Origin of the sequence: Acinetobacter defluvii, assembly GCF_001704615.3 — a bacterium.
In the GTDB taxonomy this organism is placed as follows: Bacteria; Pseudomonadota; Gammaproteobacteria; order Pseudomonadales; family Moraxellaceae; genus Acinetobacter; species Acinetobacter defluvii.
The window spans coordinates 2,592,699-2,615,581 of sequence record NZ_CP029397.2 but is presented as its reverse complement, the minus strand read 5'-3'; the positions used below and the strand labels follow the sequence as shown (position 1 = coordinate 2,615,581).

19 protein-coding genes are annotated in these 22,883 nt (G+C 38.5%); 12 read left to right on the top strand and 7 right to left on the bottom strand.

Features of this window, described 5'->3' with window-relative positions; all coding sequences use genetic code 11:
- The first annotated feature begins 143 nt into the window (after positions 1-143).
- Genes DJ533_RS14945 through DJ533_RS14930 form a run of 4 tightly spaced genes read left to right on the top strand, consistent with a single transcriptional unit; the run spans position 144 to position 5,314 of the window.
- Positions 144-2,630, top strand: coding sequence for an AI-2E family transporter (locus tag DJ533_RS14945; RefSeq protein ID WP_228716487.1), 2,487 nt, complete (start codon positions 144-146; stop codon positions 2,628-2,630).
- Positions 2,631-2,653: 23 nt separating this feature from the next.
- Positions 2,654-3,823 (top strand): low temperature requirement protein A, encoded by a 1,170-nt coding sequence (locus DJ533_RS14940; protein WP_065994189.1) that lies wholly within the window; start codon positions 2,654-2,656, stop codon positions 3,821-3,823.
- A gap of 12 nt (positions 3,824-3,835) precedes the next feature.
- Entirely contained in the window at positions 3,836-4,240 is a 405-nt protein-coding gene (locus DJ533_RS14935; RefSeq protein WP_065994188.1) for an NUDIX hydrolase, read from the top strand.
- Positions 4,241-4,261: 21 nt separating this feature from the next.
- Positions 4,262-5,314 (top strand): DUF1176 domain-containing protein, encoded by a 1,053-nt coding sequence (locus DJ533_RS14930; protein WP_065994187.1) that lies wholly within the window; start codon positions 4,262-4,264, stop codon positions 5,312-5,314.
- 28 nt (positions 5,315-5,342) lie between these two features.
- Here DJ533_RS14930 and DJ533_RS14925 read toward each other — a convergent pair whose 3' ends face one another.
- Positions 5,343-6,278, bottom strand: a complete 936-nt coding sequence (locus tag DJ533_RS14925; protein ID WP_215900541.1) for a tRNA dihydrouridine synthase — start codon at positions 6,276-6,278, stop codon at positions 5,343-5,345.
- 147 nt (positions 6,279-6,425) lie between these two features.
- On the opposite strand from DJ533_RS14925, the gene DJ533_RS14920 reads away from it, so the two are divergent.
- Complete coding sequence (locus DJ533_RS14920; protein WP_065994185.1) at positions 6,426-7,235, top strand: hypothetical protein; 810 nt, start codon at positions 6,426-6,428, stop codon at positions 7,233-7,235.
- Positions 7,236-7,307: 72 nt separating this feature from the next.
- Here the strand turns inward: DJ533_RS14920 and DJ533_RS18730 are convergent, their stop codons facing one another.
- Both DJ533_RS18730 and DJ533_RS14915 read right to left on the bottom strand, forming a co-directional pair.
- Complete coding sequence (locus tag DJ533_RS18730; protein WP_171488571.1) at positions 7,308-7,484, bottom strand: hypothetical protein; 177 nt, start codon at positions 7,482-7,484, stop codon at positions 7,308-7,310.
- 175 nt (positions 7,485-7,659) lie between these two features.
- Positions 7,660-8,469, bottom strand: a complete 810-nt coding sequence (locus tag DJ533_RS14915) for a cytochrome C assembly family protein (RefSeq protein ID WP_065994184.1) — start codon at positions 8,467-8,469, stop codon at positions 7,660-7,662.
- Positions 8,470-8,611: 142 nt separating this feature from the next.
- Here DJ533_RS14915 and ffh point away from each other — a divergent pair, with 142 nt between their 5' ends.
- Together ffh and DJ533_RS14905 are read left to right on the top strand one after the other, a co-directional pair.
- Positions 8,612-10,021 (top strand): signal recognition particle protein, encoded by a 1,410-nt coding sequence (ffh, locus tag DJ533_RS14910; RefSeq protein WP_065994183.1) that lies wholly within the window; start codon positions 8,612-8,614, stop codon positions 10,019-10,021.
- A gap of 122 nt (positions 10,022-10,143) precedes the next feature.
- On the top strand, positions 10,144-10,728 hold the full coding sequence (locus tag DJ533_RS14905; RefSeq protein WP_065994182.1) for an RBBP9/YdeN family alpha/beta hydrolase: 585 nt from the start codon (positions 10,144-10,146) through the stop codon (positions 10,726-10,728).
- Positions 10,729-10,784: 56 nt separating this feature from the next.
- Here the strand turns inward: DJ533_RS14905 and DJ533_RS14900 are convergent, their stop codons facing one another.
- From DJ533_RS14900 to DJ533_RS14890, 3 genes are all read right to left on the bottom strand, one after another.
- The gene (locus DJ533_RS14900) at positions 10,785-11,465 is read right to left on the bottom strand and encodes a toxin-antitoxin system YwqK family antitoxin (RefSeq protein WP_065994181.1); all 681 of its coding nucleotides are present in this window, start codon (positions 11,463-11,465) and stop codon (positions 10,785-10,787) included.
- A gap of 79 nt (positions 11,466-11,544) precedes the next feature.
- Positions 11,545-12,288: a type III pantothenate kinase gene (locus DJ533_RS14895; protein ID WP_065994180.1), complete on the bottom strand. Its 744-nt coding sequence runs from the start codon at positions 12,286-12,288 to the stop codon at positions 11,545-11,547.
- Complete coding sequence (locus tag DJ533_RS14890; RefSeq protein WP_065994179.1) at positions 12,285-13,049, bottom strand: biotin--[acetyl-CoA-carboxylase] ligase; 765 nt, start codon at positions 13,047-13,049, stop codon at positions 12,285-12,287. The genes DJ533_RS14895 and DJ533_RS14890 overlap by 4 nt, the downstream gene beginning before the upstream one ends.
- Before the next feature lie 29 nt (positions 13,050-13,078).
- On the opposite strand from DJ533_RS14890, the gene DJ533_RS14885 reads away from it, so the two are divergent.
- From DJ533_RS14885 to ligA, 5 genes are all read left to right on the top strand, one after another.
- A complete protein-coding gene (locus tag DJ533_RS14885) occupies positions 13,079-13,888 on the top strand; it encodes a sulfite exporter TauE/SafE family protein (protein ID WP_065994178.1) in 810 nt (269 codons plus the stop codon).
- Between the two features lie 288 nt (positions 13,889-14,176).
- On the top strand, positions 14,177-14,872 hold the full coding sequence (locus tag DJ533_RS14880; protein WP_065994177.1) for a GntR family transcriptional regulator: 696 nt from the start codon (positions 14,177-14,179) through the stop codon (positions 14,870-14,872).
- 28 nt (positions 14,873-14,900) lie between these two features.
- On the top strand, positions 14,901-18,353 hold the full coding sequence (gene smc, locus DJ533_RS14875; RefSeq protein WP_065994176.1) for a chromosome segregation protein SMC: 3,453 nt from the start codon (positions 14,901-14,903) through the stop codon (positions 18,351-18,353).
- 1 nt (position 18,354) lies between these two features.
- Positions 18,355-19,368: a cell division protein ZipA C-terminal FtsZ-binding domain-containing protein gene (locus DJ533_RS14870; protein ID WP_065994175.1), complete on the top strand. Its 1,014-nt coding sequence runs from the start codon at positions 18,355-18,357 to the stop codon at positions 19,366-19,368.
- A 233-nt stretch (positions 19,369-19,601) separates the two neighbouring features.
- On the top strand, positions 19,602-21,644 hold the full coding sequence (gene ligA / locus DJ533_RS14865) for an NAD-dependent DNA ligase LigA (RefSeq protein WP_065994174.1): 2,043 nt from the start codon (positions 19,602-19,604) through the stop codon (positions 21,642-21,644).
- A gap of 91 nt (positions 21,645-21,735) precedes the next feature.
- Here the strand turns inward: ligA and DJ533_RS14860 are convergent, their stop codons facing one another.
- Positions 21,736-22,800, bottom strand: a complete 1,065-nt coding sequence (locus DJ533_RS14860; RefSeq protein WP_065994173.1) for an SDR family oxidoreductase — start codon at positions 22,798-22,800, stop codon at positions 21,736-21,738.
- Positions 22,801-22,883: the final 83 nt, after the last annotated feature.

The following is a 22,883-nucleotide window of genomic DNA, read 5'->3' as shown; positions in this document are numbered from 1 at the left end:
GAACGGCATAAGGTTTTAATGAACTTTTGTGTCATAAGTTTAATTTTTACTGAACTGAATCAAAAGTTTACAGGAATATATTTGTAAAATTTCATAACTTCTTAAAGAATAGTCATATAAATATAAGAATTGTGAGAACACGGATGAAAAATGAAAAAACCAGTGATTTGCAGCAAAAAATAATGGCGCAACAAAACTCATTACATTTGGAACAACAAGATATTCAAAAACTTCCAGATGAGTATGCTCCTATTATTTTAGCGCGGTTGTTGAAATTACTTGAAATATCTTCAATGTTAAAAATTATGGCAGGTTTTGTCATCGCTGCTATTTTAATCGTTGCTTTATATGTCGGAAAAGATATTCTGATTCCGTTGGCATTGGCAATTTTATTTGGTTTTTTACTGAATCCATTGGTAAATCGGCTGAGTAAATGGGGTTTGCCACGTATTGCTGCAATCATTTTGGTGGTGATGAGTACATTGGCTGTTTTGGGTGGTGCAGCCAGTTATCTATTTTTACAACTCAGTGATTTAAGTCAAGAGTTGCCGCAGTATCAAACCACGATCAAACAAAAATTGCAGTCAGTGCAACGCTATACACAAGGACCTAGTGTGTGGGACGGTGCCATTCGAACTGTTGAAACGGTTGAACATTCCATTGAACAAGCACCTCAACAAAAGGTCGACAAACCGCATGTGCAGCAAGTCGAAGTCGTAGGAGAGGAGCAAACATTTGTTGAATCAGCACAAGTATGGGCGGATAAAATTCTTAGTCCGATCACCACAGCAGGGATCGTATTTGTTTTTGCGATACTGATTTTAATTGACCGTAAAGATTTACATGATCGGCTGTTGAAACTGTTCGGCAATAATCTAAATGTAGGTACAGACGCTTTAGACGAAGCAGCGCAGCGAATTGGTAAGTATTTGCGAATGCAGTTGATCGTTAACCTGAGTTATGGCGTACCTATGGCGATTGGTTTGTGGTTTATTGGCGTACCTGCTGCAATCATGTGGGGAATGGTTGCGGTGGTGATGCGTTTTGTTCCTTATGTTGGTCCTTTAATTTCAGCCGCATTTCCTATTATTTTGGCATTTGCAGTAGACCCGAGTTGGAATATGGTACTGTGGACAATGGCATTGGTGCTATTGTTAGAGCTTATTACCAATAACATTATTGAACCGTGGTTGTATGGAGAAAGTACAGGATTATCTACCTTAGCCATTATGGTCGCTGCGACATTTTGGACAGCAATCTGGGGACCAATAGGTTTAATTTTATCAACGCCATTAACTGCTTGTATTTTAGTCCTTGCAAATTATATTCCTGCATTAGCCTTTGTGAAAGTACTGATCGGGAATGAACCTGCACTGCGCCCACCTGAGCGTTTTTATCAACGTTTGGTGGCTGATGATACCGATGCTGCGATGGAAGATGCTGTTTGTCGGGTACAACAGGATTTACCACGTAAAGCGGCAGCAGATGTGATCGCACGTAAAGTGGTCGCATTTTATGATGATGTTGCTATACCCGCGATCCAACTTTTTTCAGAGAGTCACAATCAGCGAGCAACAGCAGAACATCGGCTACGGATGAATCAAGGGTTGAAGCGTTTTAACCGAGATTTTCAAATAAAATATTCTACTCCTAACGCTGAAGTAGCCAAAATTTTATGTTTAGGCGCACGTTGGGAAATAGATGTGCATAGTTCAGCTATGCTGGCACATGCTTTAACACTTAAAGATATGCCTGCCACCTATATGCTAGATGCCATTCTGCAAACACAGGTCAATCTTTTGGATGAGCTGCCTGAGCAGATAGAAGTGCTGTGTATTTCATTGTTTCATGCTCATCCTATCGCACAAATACGTTTAATTTTAAATAAAGTTCGAGCAAAACGTCCTGATCTTTATGTGATTTTTGCAACATGGAACTGTGATGTAGAGCAACTTGAAGACGAAATTCAGCAGCGTTTTCAAATTGATGCTTTGGTAAATGATGTTAATCAATTGATACTAAATGTTGAAGCATTTTTCATTTCAAAAGGCGAAAAGGCGATCAGCGCTTTGCTGCATGAGGATGAGGTCGAACGTTTGGCAGCGATGCAAGACTTAGATGTATTAAATATCAATAATATACCGATATATACACAGTATATCGATGAAACTATACAAGCCTTTGATGTTGGTTATGCCCAAATTTCGTGGGTAGATCAGGCACAAGTTTTTATTCCTGAAAGTCCATTAACAGATCGCACACAAGCTTTATCGGCACAATATATTTCACGCGATGAATCGATTTGTAATCATGTGGTGTATCAAAACGAGGACTTGATTATTGAAGATATTCAACGAGATCCACGTTTTCGCAATGTGGCGGAACTTAAAAACAATCATATTCGCTTCTATGCGGGCGTACCTTTAAGAAATAAAAAAGGTTTCGTTTTGGGGAGTTTATGTATTTTAGATCGTCAACCCAAAGTTTTGGATGAAGGTGATTTAGATTTATTACATGCGTTGGCCAACGATCTGATGCACACAATAAGCCATGATAAAAAGCGTGATGAAAAACTGGATGATATTCAACATTTAGAGCAGAACACGCCAAATAATCAGGATAAAATATAAATAAACTGATAGAAAATACACCTATGCCAAACCCACTTTTTGCCAAACATGAATGGCTTAAACCGTTGTTGCCACGTAATCCACGTGAAAAACATCGTGTTGCGACTTCATTGGAGTTACTGTTTGATTTGATCTTTGTGGTTGCTATAGCGACTGCAGGGCAACAGTTACATCATGCCTTGATTGAAAATCATATCCAAACGGGTTTGTTATTTTACAGTATGGTATTTTTTGCCTTGTGGTGGGCATGGATGAACTTTACCTGGTTTGCCTCAGCCTATGACAATGACGATGTTATTTATCGTGTGATGACTTTGGTACAAATCATCGGGTCTTTGGTCTTAGCCGCAGGCATTCCTTTGGCATTTCAACAGCATAATTTTGATGTCATTATTATAGGCTATGTGATTATGCGTCTAGCCTTAGTGAGTCAATGGTTTCGGGTTGCTAAAAATGACCCAGAGCGCAGGATTACTGCTTTGCGCTATGCGTTTGGTATTATTCTTGTGCAAATGGGCTGGTTACTTTTTCATTTTAGTCCTGTCGCTTTCAGTATTTATATCTTTGTATTTTTAGTGATTGCTGAGCTGGCTGTTCCTATTTTTGCTGAATCACATCAAATGACCCCTTGGCATCCTCATCATATTGCAGAGCGTTACTCGTTATTAACGATTATTGTTTTAGGCGAGTCAATTGTGGCGTGTTATGCTGCAATTACGGATGCTTTGACGAAGCAAGCTTTTGACCAAGCGCTTATCTTGTTAATGATCGGTGGCGTGATTTTAATGTTTACCATGTGGTGGGCATATTTTGATCATGAAATTGCTGAGCGTTTAGACAGTAGAAAACGTGCATTTACTTGGGGATATGGACATTTTTTTATTTTTATAAGTATTGCAGTGATTGGTGCCAGTCTAGCTGCTTCAATTGATGTTGCAACCCATCACGCAGAAATTTCTACACAAATGATGGGCTATTTTATCGCTGTTCCAGTGGTGGTTTATACGGCTTCTTTATGGATGTTACATGAGGCACATCATTTACAAGGTATCAAAAAATGGTTATACCCACTGACGTCATTGATTGTATTAGCGATTCCTTTATTTTCAACGGCAATTGGATATACTGTTTTCGCAATTTCAATTACTTATGCTGCACGATTAATATTTTCTAAATGCTATTTGGCTCGATAAGGTAATAATAGTATGGGCTTTCATGATTTTTATCGAATGAGTTCACATGCAGTTATATGTAATGCTCAGAAGCAAATTTTAATGCTTAAAGCAAATTATGCTGATTGTGCATGGGGTTTACCAGGTGGTGGTTTGGATGTGGGCGAAACGATTCATGAAGCATTGATTCGAGAGTGTCATGAAGAAATTGGCTGTGATGTTCAAGTGGAATATCTATCGGGTGTTTATTTTCATGCAAGTGTAAATTCACATGCTTTTATCTTTAAATGTAGTTTGCTTGAAAATGCGAAGATTCAACTTAGTGATGAACATTCAGCATACCGATGGTTGAGTCTAGATGAATTGTCAACGGTACAAAAAATACGCATTGAGGATTGCTTAAGCTTTCATGGAACGGTACAAAGCCGCGCCTTCTAAATTTAAAAATAGGAGAATGTCATGACCCTGCAGATACAACAAAAAATCATTTTAGGACTATGCTTGAGTCTTTTGGGTGGCGTAAGTTCGGCAGCTATCCAGGGTATGTCCTTTGAACATAAGGATTGGGAACTTGCATGTGACAATACAGGTACTTGTCGTGTGGCAGGTTATCAAACAGATGACAATTATGAACATCCTGTCAGTGTGTTGTTGACCCGAAATGCAGGTGCAAATACGCCTGTAGTTGCAGAAGTGCAGTTTGGTGAAAATGAAGAAAATCAAAAAAGCAGTGCTAAATATGAACTAAAAATAGATGGAAAATCTTATGGTTGGGTTAAAAATAGTACGCAGTCCAATCTAACCACAAATCAACTCAATGCCTTGTTAGCCACAGCTCAACGTGATGCAGTGGTTGAGTTTGTTGCAGGCAAACAACGATATACTTTGTCTGGGCAAGGCATGAGTGCTGTTTTATTGAAAATGGATGAGTTTCAAAAGCGTCTAGGAACATCTTCTGCATTGATTAAAAAAGGACAAAATTCCCATCAAAATATTTTAAAAGCCGAAGCTAAACCGATCGTTGTTGCGAAAGATCTGATCAAAGGCAAAGAAACTAAACTTTTACCTAAAAGTGAGAAAGCACAAAAAATTATTGCTGTGTTAAAAAAGACCACCAACAGCGAAGATTGTCCTATTTTATTTGGTGAATCTGATTATTTTGAATCAGATCGTTTAGTGATTACACCGCTCACCCAAAACTTAACAGCGGTATCCAATGCCTGTTGGAAAGGTGCTTATAATTTTGGTTGGGGAACATGGGTCATGAATAAGAACCTGACTGAAGTGAAGCAATTTGTCAGCAGTGCTATTAGTGATGAAGCCGATAATCAATTGTTTGAAAACCATAAAGGACGAGGTGTAGGTGATTGTTGGTCACAAGCAGAATGGACATGGGATGGACAGCGTTATATAAAAACCTTTGATGCAAGCACAGGGCAATGCAAAGGCTTTGCGGGTGGAGCATGGCAATTGCCTACTGTGGTTACAGATGTAAAAGGTTTAAAACAATAATTTTTTAAATCAAAAACTAAACATAAAATTAGCTTTTGGAGAGGTTGAGCTTTTCAACCACTTCATCAATTTTTTTCAAACGCTTTACCTCATCCCAAAGAGCTTTGGCTTCAGGATAATGTTTTGACATCATGCCCAGCCATTGTTTATAACGACCGACCATATTCATTTCTTTTTTATATGTGCCATTTAAGAAACGAACTTGTAAGCCTAACAGCTCATTCCAAGTGATCAATGGTGTATCGATGTTTTGGCGAATACATTGGGTTAAATCGGGCGTGGTCACTGCACCACGCCCGATCATCAAGTCTTCACAGCCTGATTCAGTTTGACATTGTTTGGCATCGGCATTGGTCCAAATTTCACCATTGGCGATCACATTGATTTTTAAATTTTCACGAATTGGATGTAACAAATCCCAAAAAGCAGGTGGGGTATAACCATCAGCTTTGGTACGTGCATGTACAGTGACCCATGCTGCACCTGCATCTTCGATCGCATGCGCATTTTCCATTGTAAAATTACGATCCAGATAGCCTAAGCGCATTTTGGCAGACACAGGAATATGGCTCGGAACAGCATCTCGTACTGCTTTCACCAATTCATGTACAACTTCTGGTTCATCCAAAAGTACCGAACCGCCACGGTGACGATTGACTGTTTTGGCAGGGCAGCCAAAGTTCAGATCAATCGCAGGTGCACCGAGCTCAACTGCACGAACCGCATTGGCTGCGAGCATGTCAGGATTATTGCCTAAAAACTGTACATGCACAGGTGTTCCTGCTGCCGTTTTTCCGCTATGTTTAAGCTCTGGGCAGTAAGTATGATAAATATGATCGGGTAATACCGAATCGGTGACACGAATAAACTCAGTTACACACCAATCAAAGCTACCAACCGATGTCAAAACATCACGCATAATTGGGTCAGTTAAGCCTTCCATAGGAGCGAGAACGAGTTTCAAAGAGTTATCCTAGCGTGTAAGTTAAACAGGAGCGTTATACGGTGTTTTATAGGAATTGTCTAGGCGTGTAAAATGTGAAATCTGAGAAGAGAAAATATTGAACACGATCCATTCACATATAAAGTTAAAAAAGATAGGGTGATTAAAATGAATCAGTTGAAAATAATGTTGCTCGCTTTGATGTTTTCCACACAAGTTGTTTCGGCAAAACCACAGTTAGAAGGTGAATATACTCTACAAGATGGAGCGCTTTATATATTACCCAATCAACAATTTGCAGTGATTGGATATGCTACTGCTTTGGCTGGAAACTATACCATTCAAGCAGATAAAATACAGTTTCATTGGGCGAGTGAAAAATATCCTAAAATTATAATTCAGGAACTTTCTGATTTATCTGAAGAATATACTCATGCTAGAGTAAAGCCTAAAGCAAATCAATTACTCATTCAGTTTGATGCTGAATTACCAAGCTCGCTGTACATTGGTGTAAATCAGACTCCAAATCAACCAAAGCTAAAAAAGATATTCAATGAGAATGTAAATTGTGTTGAATACTCAAAGATGAATCAATTATTCACTAAAAAAGCCAACAACAGCATTATTTTATATCAAGCACAATCAGAAGGTGAGCCTGCATTTATACGCCAATATCAGATTCCAGCGAATATCAATTATTTAGAAATTCGTATGAATAAAAATGAATTAGCACAGCAAAAATTTCAGGCAACTATTCAAAAAAAGGGCTTGGTTTTTCATCAAGGTAATGATGAAAGAAAAGGAAAATTATCTGAACGACATGAATTGTCTGAGCTTGCTGAAGAAGATCTAGCGATGGTGAAACAGATTGTTCAACAAAGCCAATCGCCTTTGTCATTTCACAGTCATAGCGTAAACCTTGAAAATATTCAATTAGATGATCAAGCTATGATTAAAATGAAATGTGATACCCATTGATAAAATCAATCAGCACTTTTACACAAGGTGAGCTTGTTATTGTCATTCACATGTTTGCTGTAAATTAACGGACTATTTTCTCTCTGTAACACATGTAAATGTGCAATAGCTATCATCATCAATCGTAGAAACTACACCATCGTAGTTTGGATCAGCATCTTTAATTAAAAAGATTTGATCACATTGTTGGCATCGTTCAGGTGTCATTGCATTGGGTTCTTCTAAAGCGATAGTTTTTTGTATTTTCATGCTGAAATCCTTTTGAGTGAAATATATACACTTATTTTTTTTAAGAGATTAGTGCTAATCGGATATTTAAGCAAGTCATAAAATAGAAATTTATTTTTATTTCTGATACTTAGTGCAAGTATTTGAGCAAAAAAGCGAGGGAGTTAGCTGTCTCCTTTGTCTGTTTGTAGGTGGTTTAACGATGTAAAATCATTTCCAAAATAAACTTTGAACCAATAAAGCCAACGGCTAACAAGAAAAAGCCAATAATAGTAAAACGAATGGCTTTTTGACCACGCCAACCAAATTTGTAACGTCCTATTAATAAAGCACCATAGACAAACCATGAAATAATACTAAAAGCAGTTTTATGTGCTAAATGCTGTGCAAAGAAATTCTCAACAGTAAAGAAACCAAAAACTAAGGCAACCGTGAGTAAAGAAAACCCTGTCATTAACATATCAAATAACAAAGATTCCATCACTTGAAAAGGAGGTAATAGATTGACCCAAATCCGTGTTTTTTGTTTTTTCTTTAACTCTCTATTTTGTTGCCACATTAAAACGGCTTGAATCGTTGCCATCAACAACACTGCATATGCAGACAAAGATAAAATAATATGAATGTCTGAACCCAGAGAATGTACCTCGATGAACTGACGAGGAACACTAAAAGCAAAGCCTAAAATTAGACCCAAAGCAGCAACAGGGATTCCTAATAAATTTAGGGCAATGACTGGTCGATAGGTACTAAATAATACACTCAGTAACAACATTAAACCTGATGTAAATGACATCAAGTTAAACACATCATAATTAATACCTTGTGGTGTGACCATGTTGTTATAAAGTACAGCAGCATGTAACAGCAGCCCTAAGCCTAGAACCATGCCAATAAACCAATGATTTGGCGCATGTTTAGACATTAGATGCATAAATAAATACCAAAATGATGTGGTATAGGCAATTAATGCTAAAATAGTGTAGACCAAGGGGAGGCTAATCATGTCAAACCTTTTTCGGGATGATAAATATTCATATGATAAGATATAAATTCGATATGAACTCAAGTATCCTATAGCATCTTATGCATAAAAGTTCTATTTTCAGAAAGTTTTTTTGCAACAACTATTTTAAGCGGATTTCGCAATGTTTGATACCTTAACAGAACGACTCACGCAGAGTCTCAGAAATGTTACTGGCTCAGGACAACTGACCGAAGACAATATTAAAGACACTTTACGTGAAGTGCGTATGGCACTACTCGAGGCCGATGTTGCTCTGCCTGTAACTCGTGAGTTTATCGCGAAAGTTAAGGAAGAGGCATTGGGTCAGGAAGTAATGACACAGCTTTCACCGGGTCAAGCTTTCGTTAAAATTGTTTATGATGAACTCACCAAAATGATGGGTGAGGCAAATGAAACACTTGATTTGGCAGCAAAACCGCCAGTTGTGATTTTATTGGCAGGTCTGCAAGGTGCAGGTAAAACCACGACAGCAGCAAAACTTGCACGTTTCTTAAAAGAACGTCAAAAGAAAAAAGTAGCAATGGTTTCTGCCGACGTTTATCGTCCTGCGGCAATTAAACAGTTACAAACTGTTGCAGCAGAGGTGGGTGTAGACTTTATTGAGTCTGAAGCATCAGAAGATCCGATCAAGATTGCACAACGTGCAATTGGGCAAGCCAAAATCAACTTTAATGATGTTTTGATTGTGGACACCGCAGGTCGTTTACATATCGATGACGATATGATGGACGAAATTAAAGCCTTACATGCATCAATTAGCCCAACTGAAACGCTGTTTGTGGTCGATGCCATGACGGGTCAGGATGCGGCAAATACTGCCAAAGCGTTTAATGATGCCTTGCCTCTAACAGGTGTGATCCTCACCAAAACGGATGGTGATGCGCGTGGTGGTGCGGCACTTTCTGTACGTGCAATCACAGGTAAGCCGATCAAATTCTTAGGTATGGGTGAAAAACTCGATGCCTTAGAGCCATTCCATCCCGAGCGTGTTGCACAACGTATCTTGGGGATGGGTGACGTACTTTCTTTAGTCGAAGAAGTTGAACGCAAGATCGACAAAGAAAAAGCTGAAAAAATGGCGAAAAAATTGCAAAAAGGCGGTAGCTTCAACTTTGAAGATATGCTGATGCAGTTTGAACAAATGAACAAAATGGGGGGCATGATGGGCTTCTTAGACAAGTTGCCTGGCATGAGCAATTCAGGGATTCAAGATGCGATTGCACAAGCAAATCCTGAAAAACAAGTGAAAAAAATGGAAGCGATTATCCAGTCGATGACCATTAAAGAGCGCCGTAACCCAGATTTGATGAACCCAAGCCGTAAAAAACGTATCGCAGCGGGTTGTGGTATGGATGTGGTAGAAGTTAATAAACTGATTAAACAACATGCACAAATGGCGAAAATGATGAAGAAATTTGCTAATCCGTCTGGTATGGCAAAAATGATGCGTTCATTGAGTGGTTTGCAAAAGCAATTCGGTGGCGGTGGTGGTATGGGACCTTTATTTGGCAATAACGAGCCAAAAAAATAACTCTGATCAAATATCCAAAAGAGCGCTTTAAGCGCTCTTTTTATATAAAAAATTACATTTAAAAATTTAAACTTGCATTATGCTAGTTTTGCTAAAGCAATTGATAAGAAGAACTATTTAAAATGAAGACTGTTTTTGTTATACATGGCTATCAAGCCTCTCCAGAAAAGCATTGGTTTCCTTGGCTTTCCCAAAAAATTGAAGCTGCAGGCGCTGCCTGTGAAATTATCCATCTAGAAGATCCAGATGTTCCAAACTATGCGGTGTGGAAAGAATGTTTACACATGCAAATCGCTCCCCTTGATGAAAATAGCATCGTGGTGGCACATAGTTTAGGTTGTATTAGTACATTGGACTTCTTATCTCAAGCATTAAAGGGAAAAAAAATCAAAGCGATATTTTTAATTTCGCCTTTTAAAGATGCTTTGCCCTCTTTACCTGAACTCAATGGATTCATTCAACATACTAAAATAGATGAGTTTGTGATCCAAACAGCTATTCAAAAACGATTTGTATTTATATCGAACAATGATCCTTATGTTGCTCCTCCAATGAGTATTCGCTTGGGGCAAGCGATCCATGCACAATTGGTTGAGGTGAAATATGCAGGACATTTCATGCAAGAAGATGGCTTTACTGAGTTTCCTCAATTGTGGAACAAATTAGAATTACTTTTAGATCAACCTGTGATCTCTAGCGTAGAATAAAGAATAAAAAACGGCTGCATTCAGCCGTTTTGTTAACGAGATCTGCTAGCAAGCGATTAAATTTGACTATAAATCTTTTGAATAATTTCATCACTTTGTTCAATGTCTGAAATTAAATTATTATTTTGATCCCAAACTTTACTGTCGATAATGTGAAAATCTTGTTGAGCATCCAATTTTAAATCAGCCGCAATTTTACCATTTTCATACCAGAGCTTTTGTAAAACTATTTTTTCATCTACAAACTCGGTTTCTAAAGCAATTTTTCCATTTGGATAATAGTTTTGAGATTTTCCTATAGCGACATGATTTCGATAAGTAAGTTTAAACTCAACTTTGCCATTTTCATAATATCCAACAACATCGCCATCGGTATATTGTCCGTCAAAACTGTTTAAACCTTTCGGTTCAATTATCCAAAATGGATCAGTCTGTTTGTTATGACTGTTTTGGTAAAAGTCTTGTACTAAGAAACGTCCATTTTTGTCACGACCTAAAAGCTTACGATAGTAACCATTTTCAATGGGGCTAGCAGAGTAGCCATGCCCTACATTGCTATCACAGCTACAGTCCTCTTCACCTGCATCAGGTGTAAAATAAGCAATAATAGGCTGAGAGGTTATGAGTTGCTGTTGTAATTCACTTGGAATATGTTGTGTTGTACTTTGTAAGTTTGCACAGCCTGTCATCATTAGCCCCATCAAGCTGGCAATAACGAATGGTTTTATTTTATTCATCTTGTATTTCCTTATCTTAATATGATTATGAGTTTAAGAATAATTCGAGCTTTATATTTAAGCTTTAAGTTTTAATGCATTAAGCCTGATGCTCAATATAAATTTGTAAGCCTTTGAGCAGTAGGTCAGGTTCGATATGTGGCGCATACTCTTCAAGAAACTGGGCAAATAATGGCGCATCACCCCCTGTTAAAATGAGTTTACGTGGAGATTGTTTAAGTACATGCTGAATAGTGCTGAGCAGACCTAAAAAAATACCATGATGTACAGCATCGATGGTATTCCGTCCTGGACTGAGTTCTTCAAAAGCAGCATCAGGAATTTTAATACCTTTGGTGTTTTGAATCAGTGAATCCCGTTGTAAGTAAAGATTTGGTACGATATAGCCGCCCAAGTGCTGCTTACCATGTGTAAGATCAATAGTTAGCGCTGTACCACAACTGATTACACAAAGATTATCTTCGGCATTGGCAACTGCTAAAACTTGCAGCCAACGGTCGATCCCGAGCTGTGTTGGATCATCATAACCACATTGTAACCCTGCATATTCAGTATGTACTTTGGCAAAAGATACAGGGACATCAAGTAACTTTAAAATTTTCGCAATGCGTTGGTTATTTTTCTTATCTTGTACGGAAGAAATACCGACTCGGGCAATGTCTAAATTTTTAAAGTGTTGAATTAAACCTAAAAGTAGATCAGCAGGAGATTGTAAATGCAACTCTGCCACATGTTCTACAATATGATCTGCTTCTGTGACCCAATATTTTAAACGGGTATTGCCAATATCAAGCCATAATTTTTTTTCATTTAACCTATTCATGCTTGATCTTGCTCCGCTAAACGTAAACGTCCTTGGTAGACATTAAGTAAGCCTTGAGGGGTTTGCAGGTTAACTGAACCATCATCACAAATGCCTTTAAAAATACCTTCTACATTGCCTTTAATCTGTTCAAAATGAACATTTTTGTCCATGAAAGCAGCATAATGATTAAAACGTGAGGCAAGGTTATAGCAACCGTGTTCAAACCATTGTCCAGCCTGTTGAATAGCAAGATACAACTCACTGATCATTTGGATACGATTAGGAAATTCCACACCCAGTTGTACGACTGAGGTCGCTTGTTGGTCGATTTGTTCTTGGGGTAAAGGCAGTAAGTTAATTCCTACACCGACAATGGCTTCATTTGGGGAAATTGGTTCAACCAAAATACCGCCCCATTTGCCTTGTGTGCTATATAAGTCGTTAGGCCATTTGATTTGTAAATTATTTAAGTTTCTAAGGCTTGGCATTTGTAAAATATTTAATGCAATTTCTAAAGCCAAACGCCCATCTATTGTTGTTTGGGTTTGTAACAATGTGCTTAAATAAATATTGCCGATGGGAGAAACCCATTCACGTTGATGCTGTCCTCGACCTTGAGTTTGTATTTCACTACAGACTAATATCGTTTTAATGCCTTTTTGAGCAATGTCACGAACATCGTCATTGGTCGATGTGGTGCTATGTTTTAAGAGCAAAATTTCAGGCAGCTGTTGTGCGTTGGTCAATAACTGACGTAAATGGCGAGTTTCTAAATCCATGTTGAATAGAAGATAATGGAAGAATATTTATGGAGTTAATCATATATCTAGGGATTGGTGCAATCGCTGGTTTCGCTGCTGGACTATTTGGTGTGGGTGGTGGCTTAATTATTGTACCAATTCTATATGTGGTTTTTACCCAAATGGGCTATGACCCTGCGGTGATTATGCACCTTGCTTTAGGGACTTCACTTGCCACCATTATCGTAACGTCGATTAGCTCATTGATGGCACATCATAAAAATGGTGCAGTACTGTGGAATGTTGTTAAAAATCTTGCACCTGGTTTGGTGTTAGGTTCATTTTTAGGGGCTGGTATTGCAGGTATTTTGTCAGGTGCAAACTTGCAATTGATCATTGGGCTATTTGCGATCTGGGTGGCTTATAAAATGTTTAAAGGTGCAAACGCTAAAGTCGATGAAGCTAAACAACTTCCTTCTACATCCATGCAAATGCTTGCAGGCGGAGGGATCGGTATTGCTTCTGCGATTTTTGGGATTGGTGGTGGTAGTTTGACTGTACCGTATTTAAATAAAAATGGGGTAGTGATGCAAAAAGCTGTTGGGACTTCAGCAGCATGTGGTTTACCGATTGCAATTGCAGGGGCTTTAGGTTTTATGTTTTTTGGTGCGAAAGCGCAAATCAATGTCCCAAATACCCTTGGTTTTGTGCATCTTTATGCATTTATTGGCATCAGTATTATGAGCTTTATCACTGCAAAATTGGGTGCAAAAGTTGCGCATGCACTTTCACCTGCGATGTTGAAAAAGTGTTTTGCATGTTTACTTACAACCATTGGTTTGTTCTTTATTTTTAAAGGTGTTTCCGCTTTTTTCTAAGTTAAATTTTAGCGAATATCTCCACTCTGTTTATTTTGTATTGATCGAAATAAACAGACATTGTTGTATAGCTTTGATGTTGAGAGCAATGCCTACAAATAGCATTGCTGATCTAAAAACCAATATATATTTAAAAAAACCTTTCTATTTATCAAAATCTCAGAGCAATTGGCTCAAAATCCAATAAAATTGTCCGACAATGACATAGAATTATCAGTATTGAACAGGTTAAATAAAAAACTCAATGATTGATATTGATCATAATAAAACAAAGAACATAGGATTTTTATGCATTTGGAAGAAGTCGAAAGCCTTTCAGAGCAAATCGCCAAACATATCAGTGAACAAATTATCAGTGGTGAGTTGGTCGAAGGGGAACGTATACAAGAATTACGCATTGCTAAAGAACTTGACGTGAGCCGTGGCTCAGTACGAGAAGCATTATTGTTGCTAGAGCGTACGCATTTAATCGAAATTTACCCAAGGCGAGGTGCAATTGTTTCGGAAATGTCACCGCAACAAGTCCGTGCTTTATTTGACACAAGTAGTTTATTTTTAGGGCAAATTGTACAGCGTATCAGCGAAACATGGCGTAATCACGAAGCAGAAGGATTACAAAAGTTGATGCAACAACTCAATGAGCATGTCAAAAATAGCAATACTGAAAAATTTTATGACAGTATTTTTCAATATTTGGCTGAACAGCAAGATATGGTGGGCAATCCCTACCTGATGAAGTTTTATAAAGAATTGTTACCTTCTTTACGCAGAAGCTATTTTTTAACCTTAAATACCTCAAGACGTGAGCTGCAAGAGGCTTTAGAGCTAATAAAACTTGTGATTGATGCAATTTTGATCCGAAAATCACAACAAGCTACTTTATTTATGGAAGATTTTTGTCGACACTTGCGTAATCTCGTGTTGGAGTCGCTGACACGTATGAAACAAATCGAACTCGCATGGGCGAGGAGATCACGTCGCTAGCATGGCGTTGGCAAGTAACTAGGACATTATGCGTTTAAGCAGCTTAAAACTTTCAGGCTTCAAATCTTTTGCTGATAGTGCAACATTACAATTCAAAGCGAACCGTACCGCGGTCGTGGGTCCCAATGGTTGTGGTAAATCTAATGTGATTGATGCCATCCGTTGGGTCATGGGCGAGTCAAGCGCGCGCCAACTGCGGGGTGGCAGTATGCAAGATGTCATTTTTACAGGAACGAGCAAACGTAAACCTGTAGGGATGGCAAGTGTAGAGCTACGTTTTGAAAATACTTATGGCAAGCTCGGTGGCGCATACAATGCTTATACTGAATTAGCCGTTCGTCGCCAAGTCAACCGAGATGGCAAATCTGAATATTTTCTGAATGGTACCAAGTGTCGCCGTCGTGATATTACTGATATTTTCTTGGGGACTGGTCTAGGTCCGCGTTCATATGCGATTATTGAACAAGGGATGATTAACCGTTTGGTGGATGCCAAACCTGAAGAAATGCGCATCTTTATTGAAGAAGCCGCTGGGGTATCTCGTTATCAAGCCCGCCGCAAAGAAACCCTGCAACATCTAGAACATACCACGCAGAACTTAGAACGTTTAGAAGATATTTCCAGCGAATTACAATCACAACTGAAAACATTAAAACGTCAGTCTGAATCTGCGGTACAGTATAAAACTTTAGAAACGCAAATTCGCACTTTAAAAGTTGAAATTTTGTCGTTCCAATGCGAACAAAGTTCACGTTTACAAGAACAATATGCTGTAGAAATGAATGAATTGGGTGAACATTTTAAGCTCGTTCGTTCAGATATGAGTACTTTAGAACATGATTTAGCTGCCACCAGTGAGCTATTCCAACGTTTGATTCAGCAGTCCTCACCTTTGCAACAAGAATGGCAACAGGCTGAGAAAAAGTTGTCTGAATTAAAAATGACGTTGGAACAGAAACAGAGTTTATTCCAACAAAACTCGGAAATGGTGGGGCAATTAGAGCAGCAAAAAGCCCAAACCAAAGAACGTATTCAATTGCTTGAATTACAACTAGATACTTTATTTAGTCAAGTCGATGAACAAAGCCAAACTTTACAAACATTAGAGTCAGAAACGCAGCTCAGTCAGCAAAGTAGTACAGACTTAAAAGCACAACAAGCTGAAGCACAGAAACAATTTGAGCTAATCAAAACTCAAGTTGAAAAGCAGCAACAGCAAAAAGCACAAATGCAAGCCCAGATTGAGCATTTAACGAAAAATATCAGTCGCCTTGAGCAGCAAAAAGATACGCTGAAACAACAAGCGGCACAGATACAAAAACAATTTCAAAGTGAAGATTTAAGCCAACTTGAGCACGATAAAAATCTGATCCAAGTGAAAATCGTTGAATTGGAAAATGCGATTTCGATAGCAAAAACTGAGTCAGAACAGCAGCAAGAGCAATACAATCAACAAAAAACCATCTGTGCACAGCTCAAATCTGAAATTCAGGTTTTACAATCGGAACAGAAAAATCTCAATCAACTGATGGCAAAAAGCACAGTAAAAGCAGATGCGAAAGCTGTGCAATTGATGCAGGTTTTACAGTTGAATGCCCAAGGTAAACAACATGCAAATCTTATAGAAAAGTTTTTAGCAAAATGGTTGTCTGCCCATGTGATTAATGAGCAAACTAATTTTGTAGAGAGTATTGCACGTCAGTTTAAGACATCAGACTCTAAAGATCGTATTCAACTTGATTTATTGCCATGTTTAGCCGATTGGATCGAGTCTCCGCAAAACTCATTGTGGACACAAGTGGCGATTACCAAGAGTTTAGCTGAAGCTTTGAAGATGCAAACTCAATTAAACATTGGGCAAAGTATTCTGAGTCTTGATGGTTATCATGTGGGGCAAGATTGGGTGATTGGACTGTTCTATGATGAAGCCAGTCAGGCTGCACAAGGTGCACTCAGTCATCGTATTCGTTTAGAGGAAATTGAGCAAAAACTTACTGAATTACAACCGCAGTTGACGGCTGCAGAAGTATTATTACCTCAAGTACAACAACAGATTGCTGCGTTAAAAACACAATTACAACAGCAACAAGAGCAACTACAATCACAGCAAAAACAATTGCAAAATCTTGATGTGGTGATTGCTAAACAACAAAGTGCATCCCAAGCTTTTGATTTGCAAAAACTACAGCTTAATCATCAATTACAGCAGTTGGATGAGCAGCTTGAAGAAGATGCCATGCAAAAAGATGATTTGGACATTGATTTGCATGCATTGAACTTTAAGTTAGAGGAAAATTTACCAGAATATAAAACATGGCAAGCTCGACTGGATGAGTTAAATGAACAACTCGAAGCACAGCAACAAGCAGCACTGACTAAACAACAAAACTTAGAGGCGACACGCCGTATATTAGAACAAAATAAACAACAGACGGAACTTTTGGAAAAAGATCTAAATTTTTCGAAAGTACAATATCAGCAAATTTTGGCACAAATGGAACAGTCGAAGAAATTTGTTGATCCGATACAACTTGAATTGCCGAGTCTACAAAGCCAATATACTGAACAATCACAACTGACTGAGAAGTTGCAAAAAACGTGGGCAGACTGGCAAGTTGAACTGAATAGTGTGCAGTCCAAGCAGCAAAATCTCAATGAAATGCGTCATTTGCATCAGCAAAATGATGAAAAATTACGTACGCAGCTAGAAGAAAAACGCTTAGCTTGGCAAGTAGCAAAGTCTGATTTGCAACATTATTCAGAGCAGCTTAATGCTTTAAATGTCAAAGTCAAACAAGGTTTAAGCATTGATTTGGTCAGTCATCAACAAAACTTAGACAAGGCACAACGGCAGTTTGAAAAGTTAGGTGCTGTGAATTTGGCAGCGTCAGAAGAATATTTAGAAGTATCGCAGCGTTATGAAGAACTCAGCCATCAAATGCAAGACTTGGAAAATACTGTTGAGCAACTGAAAAATGCCATGAAAAGTATTGACCAAGAAACCAAGAAACTCTTCATGACGACCTTTGATCGGGTCAATACTGAACTGAAAGATTTGTTTCCGAAAGTATTTAATGGTGGTGAAGCCAGTTTAAGTCTTGAAGATGACTGGCAATCGGGTGTTAAATTGATGGCGCGTCCACCAGGGAAACGTAACAGTTCATTGGCATTGTTGTCAGGAGGCGAAAAAGCACTTACGGCGTTGGCATTGGTGTTTTCTATTTTTAGATTAAATCCCGCACCTTTTTGTGTATTGGATGAAGTTGATGCACCATTAGATGATGCCAATGTAGGAAGATTTTGTAATTTGGTAAAAGAGCTTTCTGAACAAGTACAATTCATTTACATTACGCATAATAAAGTTGCAATGACGATGGCAACCGATTTGCTGGGTGTGACGATGCCCGAACCGGGAACATCAAAACTCGTCACTGTAAATTTGAAAGAGGCAAAAGAATACGGTTTAGCCGCGGAGTCGTAGTATGGAAATCACCACAATCGTTGGGATTGTTGTTGCAGTCATGATTATTCTTATTGGTCTAAGAATGGTTTTACGCAAATCAGATGATGCAGCACCTTCTTTAGAATCAGAGTTACACATTAACTCAGAAAGTAATCAGCCTGTTATTCCTCGTCATGTTCGTGATCAACTCCAAGCCGATCCTGCAAAAGAAACTGCGCGAGTTGAACCAGACTTACATAATTTAGATGCAGCCCCCGTTACTGAAGTTGCTAAAGTGATAGACAAAGAAGAAACAGTGACTACACCAGTGACAGCATCTGAAACCCATTCAGATAGCCTTGAAAATAAAACTACGGAAGTTGAAAAACAATCTACGGTTGAGATCGTAACGGCTGAAAAAGCGAATGATGCTGAACATACGATAGAAAGTAATCTAAACGCAGAACAAACAGAAACTGCGGAAATCACAGCGCTTAAGACAGAAGAGTTTAGTTTAAATCCAAATATTGAAACGGCTGAAATCAAAGACTTTGATGAAGAAAGCAGTATTTTAGATGTGCATTTACATGAACAACAACGTTTTGATGATGAAAGCAGTTTAGCCAATGCAGAAAGCATCATTGCTTTGAATGTTTATCCCAACCCACGTAAAGCATTGTCTGGTGATAAAACCTTAAAAGTTTTACTTAAATACGGCTTACGTTTTGGTGAGCTTTCATGTTTCCATCGTTATGACAATATTGATGAGCCAAGTCCGTTGATGTTTTCTGTGTTACGCATTACTGACGAAGGTCCAGCAGGTTTTGATCTTGAAACGTTGTCAACTGAACAAGTCAAAGGTTTAGCATTTTTCTTAGCGTTGCCACATAGCAATGTACAAAAAGGTTTTGATACCATGGCAAGTATTGCAGGTTTAATCGCTCGTGAAGTGGATGGCACAGTGTATGATGAAAATAACCTAGAATTCACGCCACAGTTAAAAGAGCATTGGCGTCACAAAGCCATTGACTACCGTTCTAAACAAGAAGCTTAAAGAATAGATTTATACAATTAAAATCCCGTCATATATTTATGACGGGATTTTTTATTCAGTAGAATGGTGAAAATATAAAAATAATGGCTGTTAATTCAGCTTAAAGTGTTTGTACGACAAAAACTGTCGCCAAGTGCATAGCATTTACTTATTTCATGCCACAAAATTCATTTATAATTGCGATCAAATTTATTTAGGGCGGACTTTTCGCCTATATCTATGGTGAAAATAATATGGATAAAACTGCCGTAATTTCTCAGATGCGTCAATTGATCCAAATCTTGGCAAAACACAACCATGCTTACTATGTCATGGATCAACCAAATATTGCTGACAGTGAATATGATCAACTCTTTCATCAGCTTAAAGCATTGGAAGAACAGTATCCAGATTTGGTTCAGGCGGATACCCCAACTCTTAGAGTAGGGGGCAAAGCCTTATCAAAATTTGAAAGTATTACCCATACTGTACCGATGCTGTCTTTGGGAAATGTGTTTAATCAAGATGAATTATTTGCTTTTGCAAGACGTATCGAAGAACGCTTGCCCAACCAAGCAATTCAATATGATGTTGAGCTTAAATTTGATGGTTTAGCCATTTCATTGTGGTATGAAAATGGGGTGTTGGTTCGTGGTGTGACACGGGGCGATGGTGAAACAGGTGAAGTCATTACCCATAATGTCAAAACTATTCGTAACTTACCGAAAGTACTCAGCTCTGCTAATGCTGAAATTCCACATTTGCTGGAAGTACGTGGGGAAGTATTGATGCCAAAAGCTGGGTTTGAAAAGCTTAATGCTGAAAATGAAGCCAAAGGTGAAAAAACTTTTGCTAATCCACGTAATGCCGCAGCAGGTAGCTTGCGTCAACTTGATCCAAATATTGCTGCTTCACGTCCATTGGCTTTCTATGCGTACGGTATCGCACAGTGCGAACCGCATCATGGCTTAACCAGAATGTCTGAAAGTTTGGAATGGTTGAGTCAGTTTGGTTTTGCCATTGGTGAGCAGCATTTTGTGTGCAACAACATCCAAGAAGTACAAGAAAAATACGATCAAATTAATCAATTGCGTGCAAGTTTATCTGTTGAAATTGATGGTATGGTGATCAAAGTTGATTCACTCAAACAGCAGCAGCAATTAGGTTTTTTAAGTCGTGAGCCACGTTGGGCAACGGCTTATAAATTCCCTGCAGTTGCTGCCTTAACCACCATTGAAAATATTGATTGGCAAGTGGGACGTACAGGAACTTTAACGCCTGTGGCTCGTTTAAATCCTGTGGCAGTCGGTGGTGTAACGGTTTCTAATGTGACCTTGCATAATATTGGAGAAATTCATCGTTTGGATGTACGCATTGGCGATACTGTCAGTGTATATCGTAGTGGTGATGTGATTCCTAAAGTTGAAAAAGTATGGTTGGAGTTTCGTCCAGATAACCTTGTTGAAGTAACTTTACCTGAAAGCTGTCCTGTCTGTGCTTCGCCTGTGGTGATGCCTGAAGGAGAGGCTTTGGCACGTTGTTCGGGTGGTTTGTATTGTGCAGCGCAGCGTATTGAAGCGATTCGTCACTTTGTTTCTCGTAAAGCGATGGATATTGAAGGCTTAGGTGATCGTTGGGTGGAGTCTTTGCTACATTTGGATTTACTCAAAGATGTGGCTGATATTTACCATTTGCATGAACATCGTGAAAAGTTGTTAAGCATTGAAAAAATGGGTGAAAAATCTGTTCAAAATTTATTTGATGCGATTGAAAATAGTAAGAAGACCACTTTAGCTGCATTTATCTATGCACTTGGTATCCGAGGAGTAGGAGAAAACACCTCAAGAATGCTGGCACAAACTTTCCAAACTTTTGAGGCGCTGCGTCAAGCTGATGTAGAGGCATTAAAGAAAACCCCTGATGTCGGTGACATTACAGCAGAATGGATCGCTGATTTCTTTCAAGCACCGCATAATCTTGAGGTCATTGACCGTTTATTGGCAGCAGGTATTCATTGGGATGCACCTATCGCACCCACACGTCAGCCTTTAAATGGTGAAAGTTGGGTGATTACGGGTACGCTCAGTCAAATGGGGCGTGAACAAGCGACGCAAATGCTGCAAGCTTTAGGTGCACGAGTGAGTGGCAGTATTTCAAGTAAAACCAAATGTTTGGTCGCAGGTGAAAAAGCTGGTTCTAAACTCGAGAAGGCAGAAAAAGCAGGTGTGCAAGTCATGAGCGAAGCTGAGTTTTTGGTTTTTATGGCAGAACATGGGCAAACAGTTGCTGCATCCTAGATGCGTTACAACTCACGGATTAAAAAAAGAAGCCATTATAAGCATGGCTTCTTTTTCTATCGTAGATAACTAAAGTATATATCTAGCTATTTTAAATATATTTTTTCACCACACCATCATCAAGTAATTGTTGGAAATGCTCAACAAGACTGGTAGCAATAGGGCGATAGCTTATGCCAAGTTCTTTTTTGCTTTTATCGGCATTAAAATAAATTGGATAACCCATATTTTTTTCAATAAATTTCTTTGAATAACCAAAGAGAGGACCAATCAATTTAAACGCTTTTTTAGGCACCTGATTACGTGGGAAGGGAAATTTTTGTCCGAAATGTTGACGTAAAATTTTCCCCATTTCCAATAAGTTCAGTGAACCACCTGAAATAATATAGCGACCAGAAGCATTTTCATTAAATGCTGCTAAAATATGCGCATCAGCCACATCACGAACATCAACAATGCCATTCCACATTGGCGGTACACCAAGCAGCGTCATTCCATTGGCAAACTGTTCAAGAACTTCAACACTACCTGATTGAGTATTTACCGTAAGTGATGGACCAAGAACCAAAGCTGGATTGACACAGACCAAAGACCAACGATCTTGTGCTTCAGCCATTTCCCAAGCTTTGCGTTCAGCCATGACTTTAGAATATGGATAAGGCTGATGTGTGCTTGAACTAGTAGTATTCCAATTGGATTCGTCAAATTGATTATTTTCAGTTTTTAAAATATCAATTGCATCGCCATAAGTTGAGGCGATACTTGAAGTTACGACAACACGTTTGACTGACTCAGTTTTATTAACACTATGCAGAACATTCTCAGTCCCTAAAATCGCAGGTTCAATAATATCTTTGACAGCATCTTTGAAGTTTGTTACCACAAAAGGCGAAGCCATGTGCAAAACGACTTTACAGCCTTGCATGGCTTCATCAAAAGAACCATTTTCTAGGAGATTGGCTTTAAATAATTTTAAAGTTCCTGAGGTTTTGTCAGCAATTTTTTCTAAATGTGCAAAACTTTGTTTTTTATCCAGATTACGTACTGTGGCATGTACGGTATAACCTTGTTCAAGTAATTTTTGAATGACCCAACTGGCAATATAACCTGTTGCGCCTGTAACGAGGATTGGTGCTGATGTATTTCCCTGAGACATCATTTTTTCCTTCTAGTGTTTAATATTCAATTGTTTAAATAGAATTAGTGATGATGAGTATGTAGTTTAACATGCTTATAAAA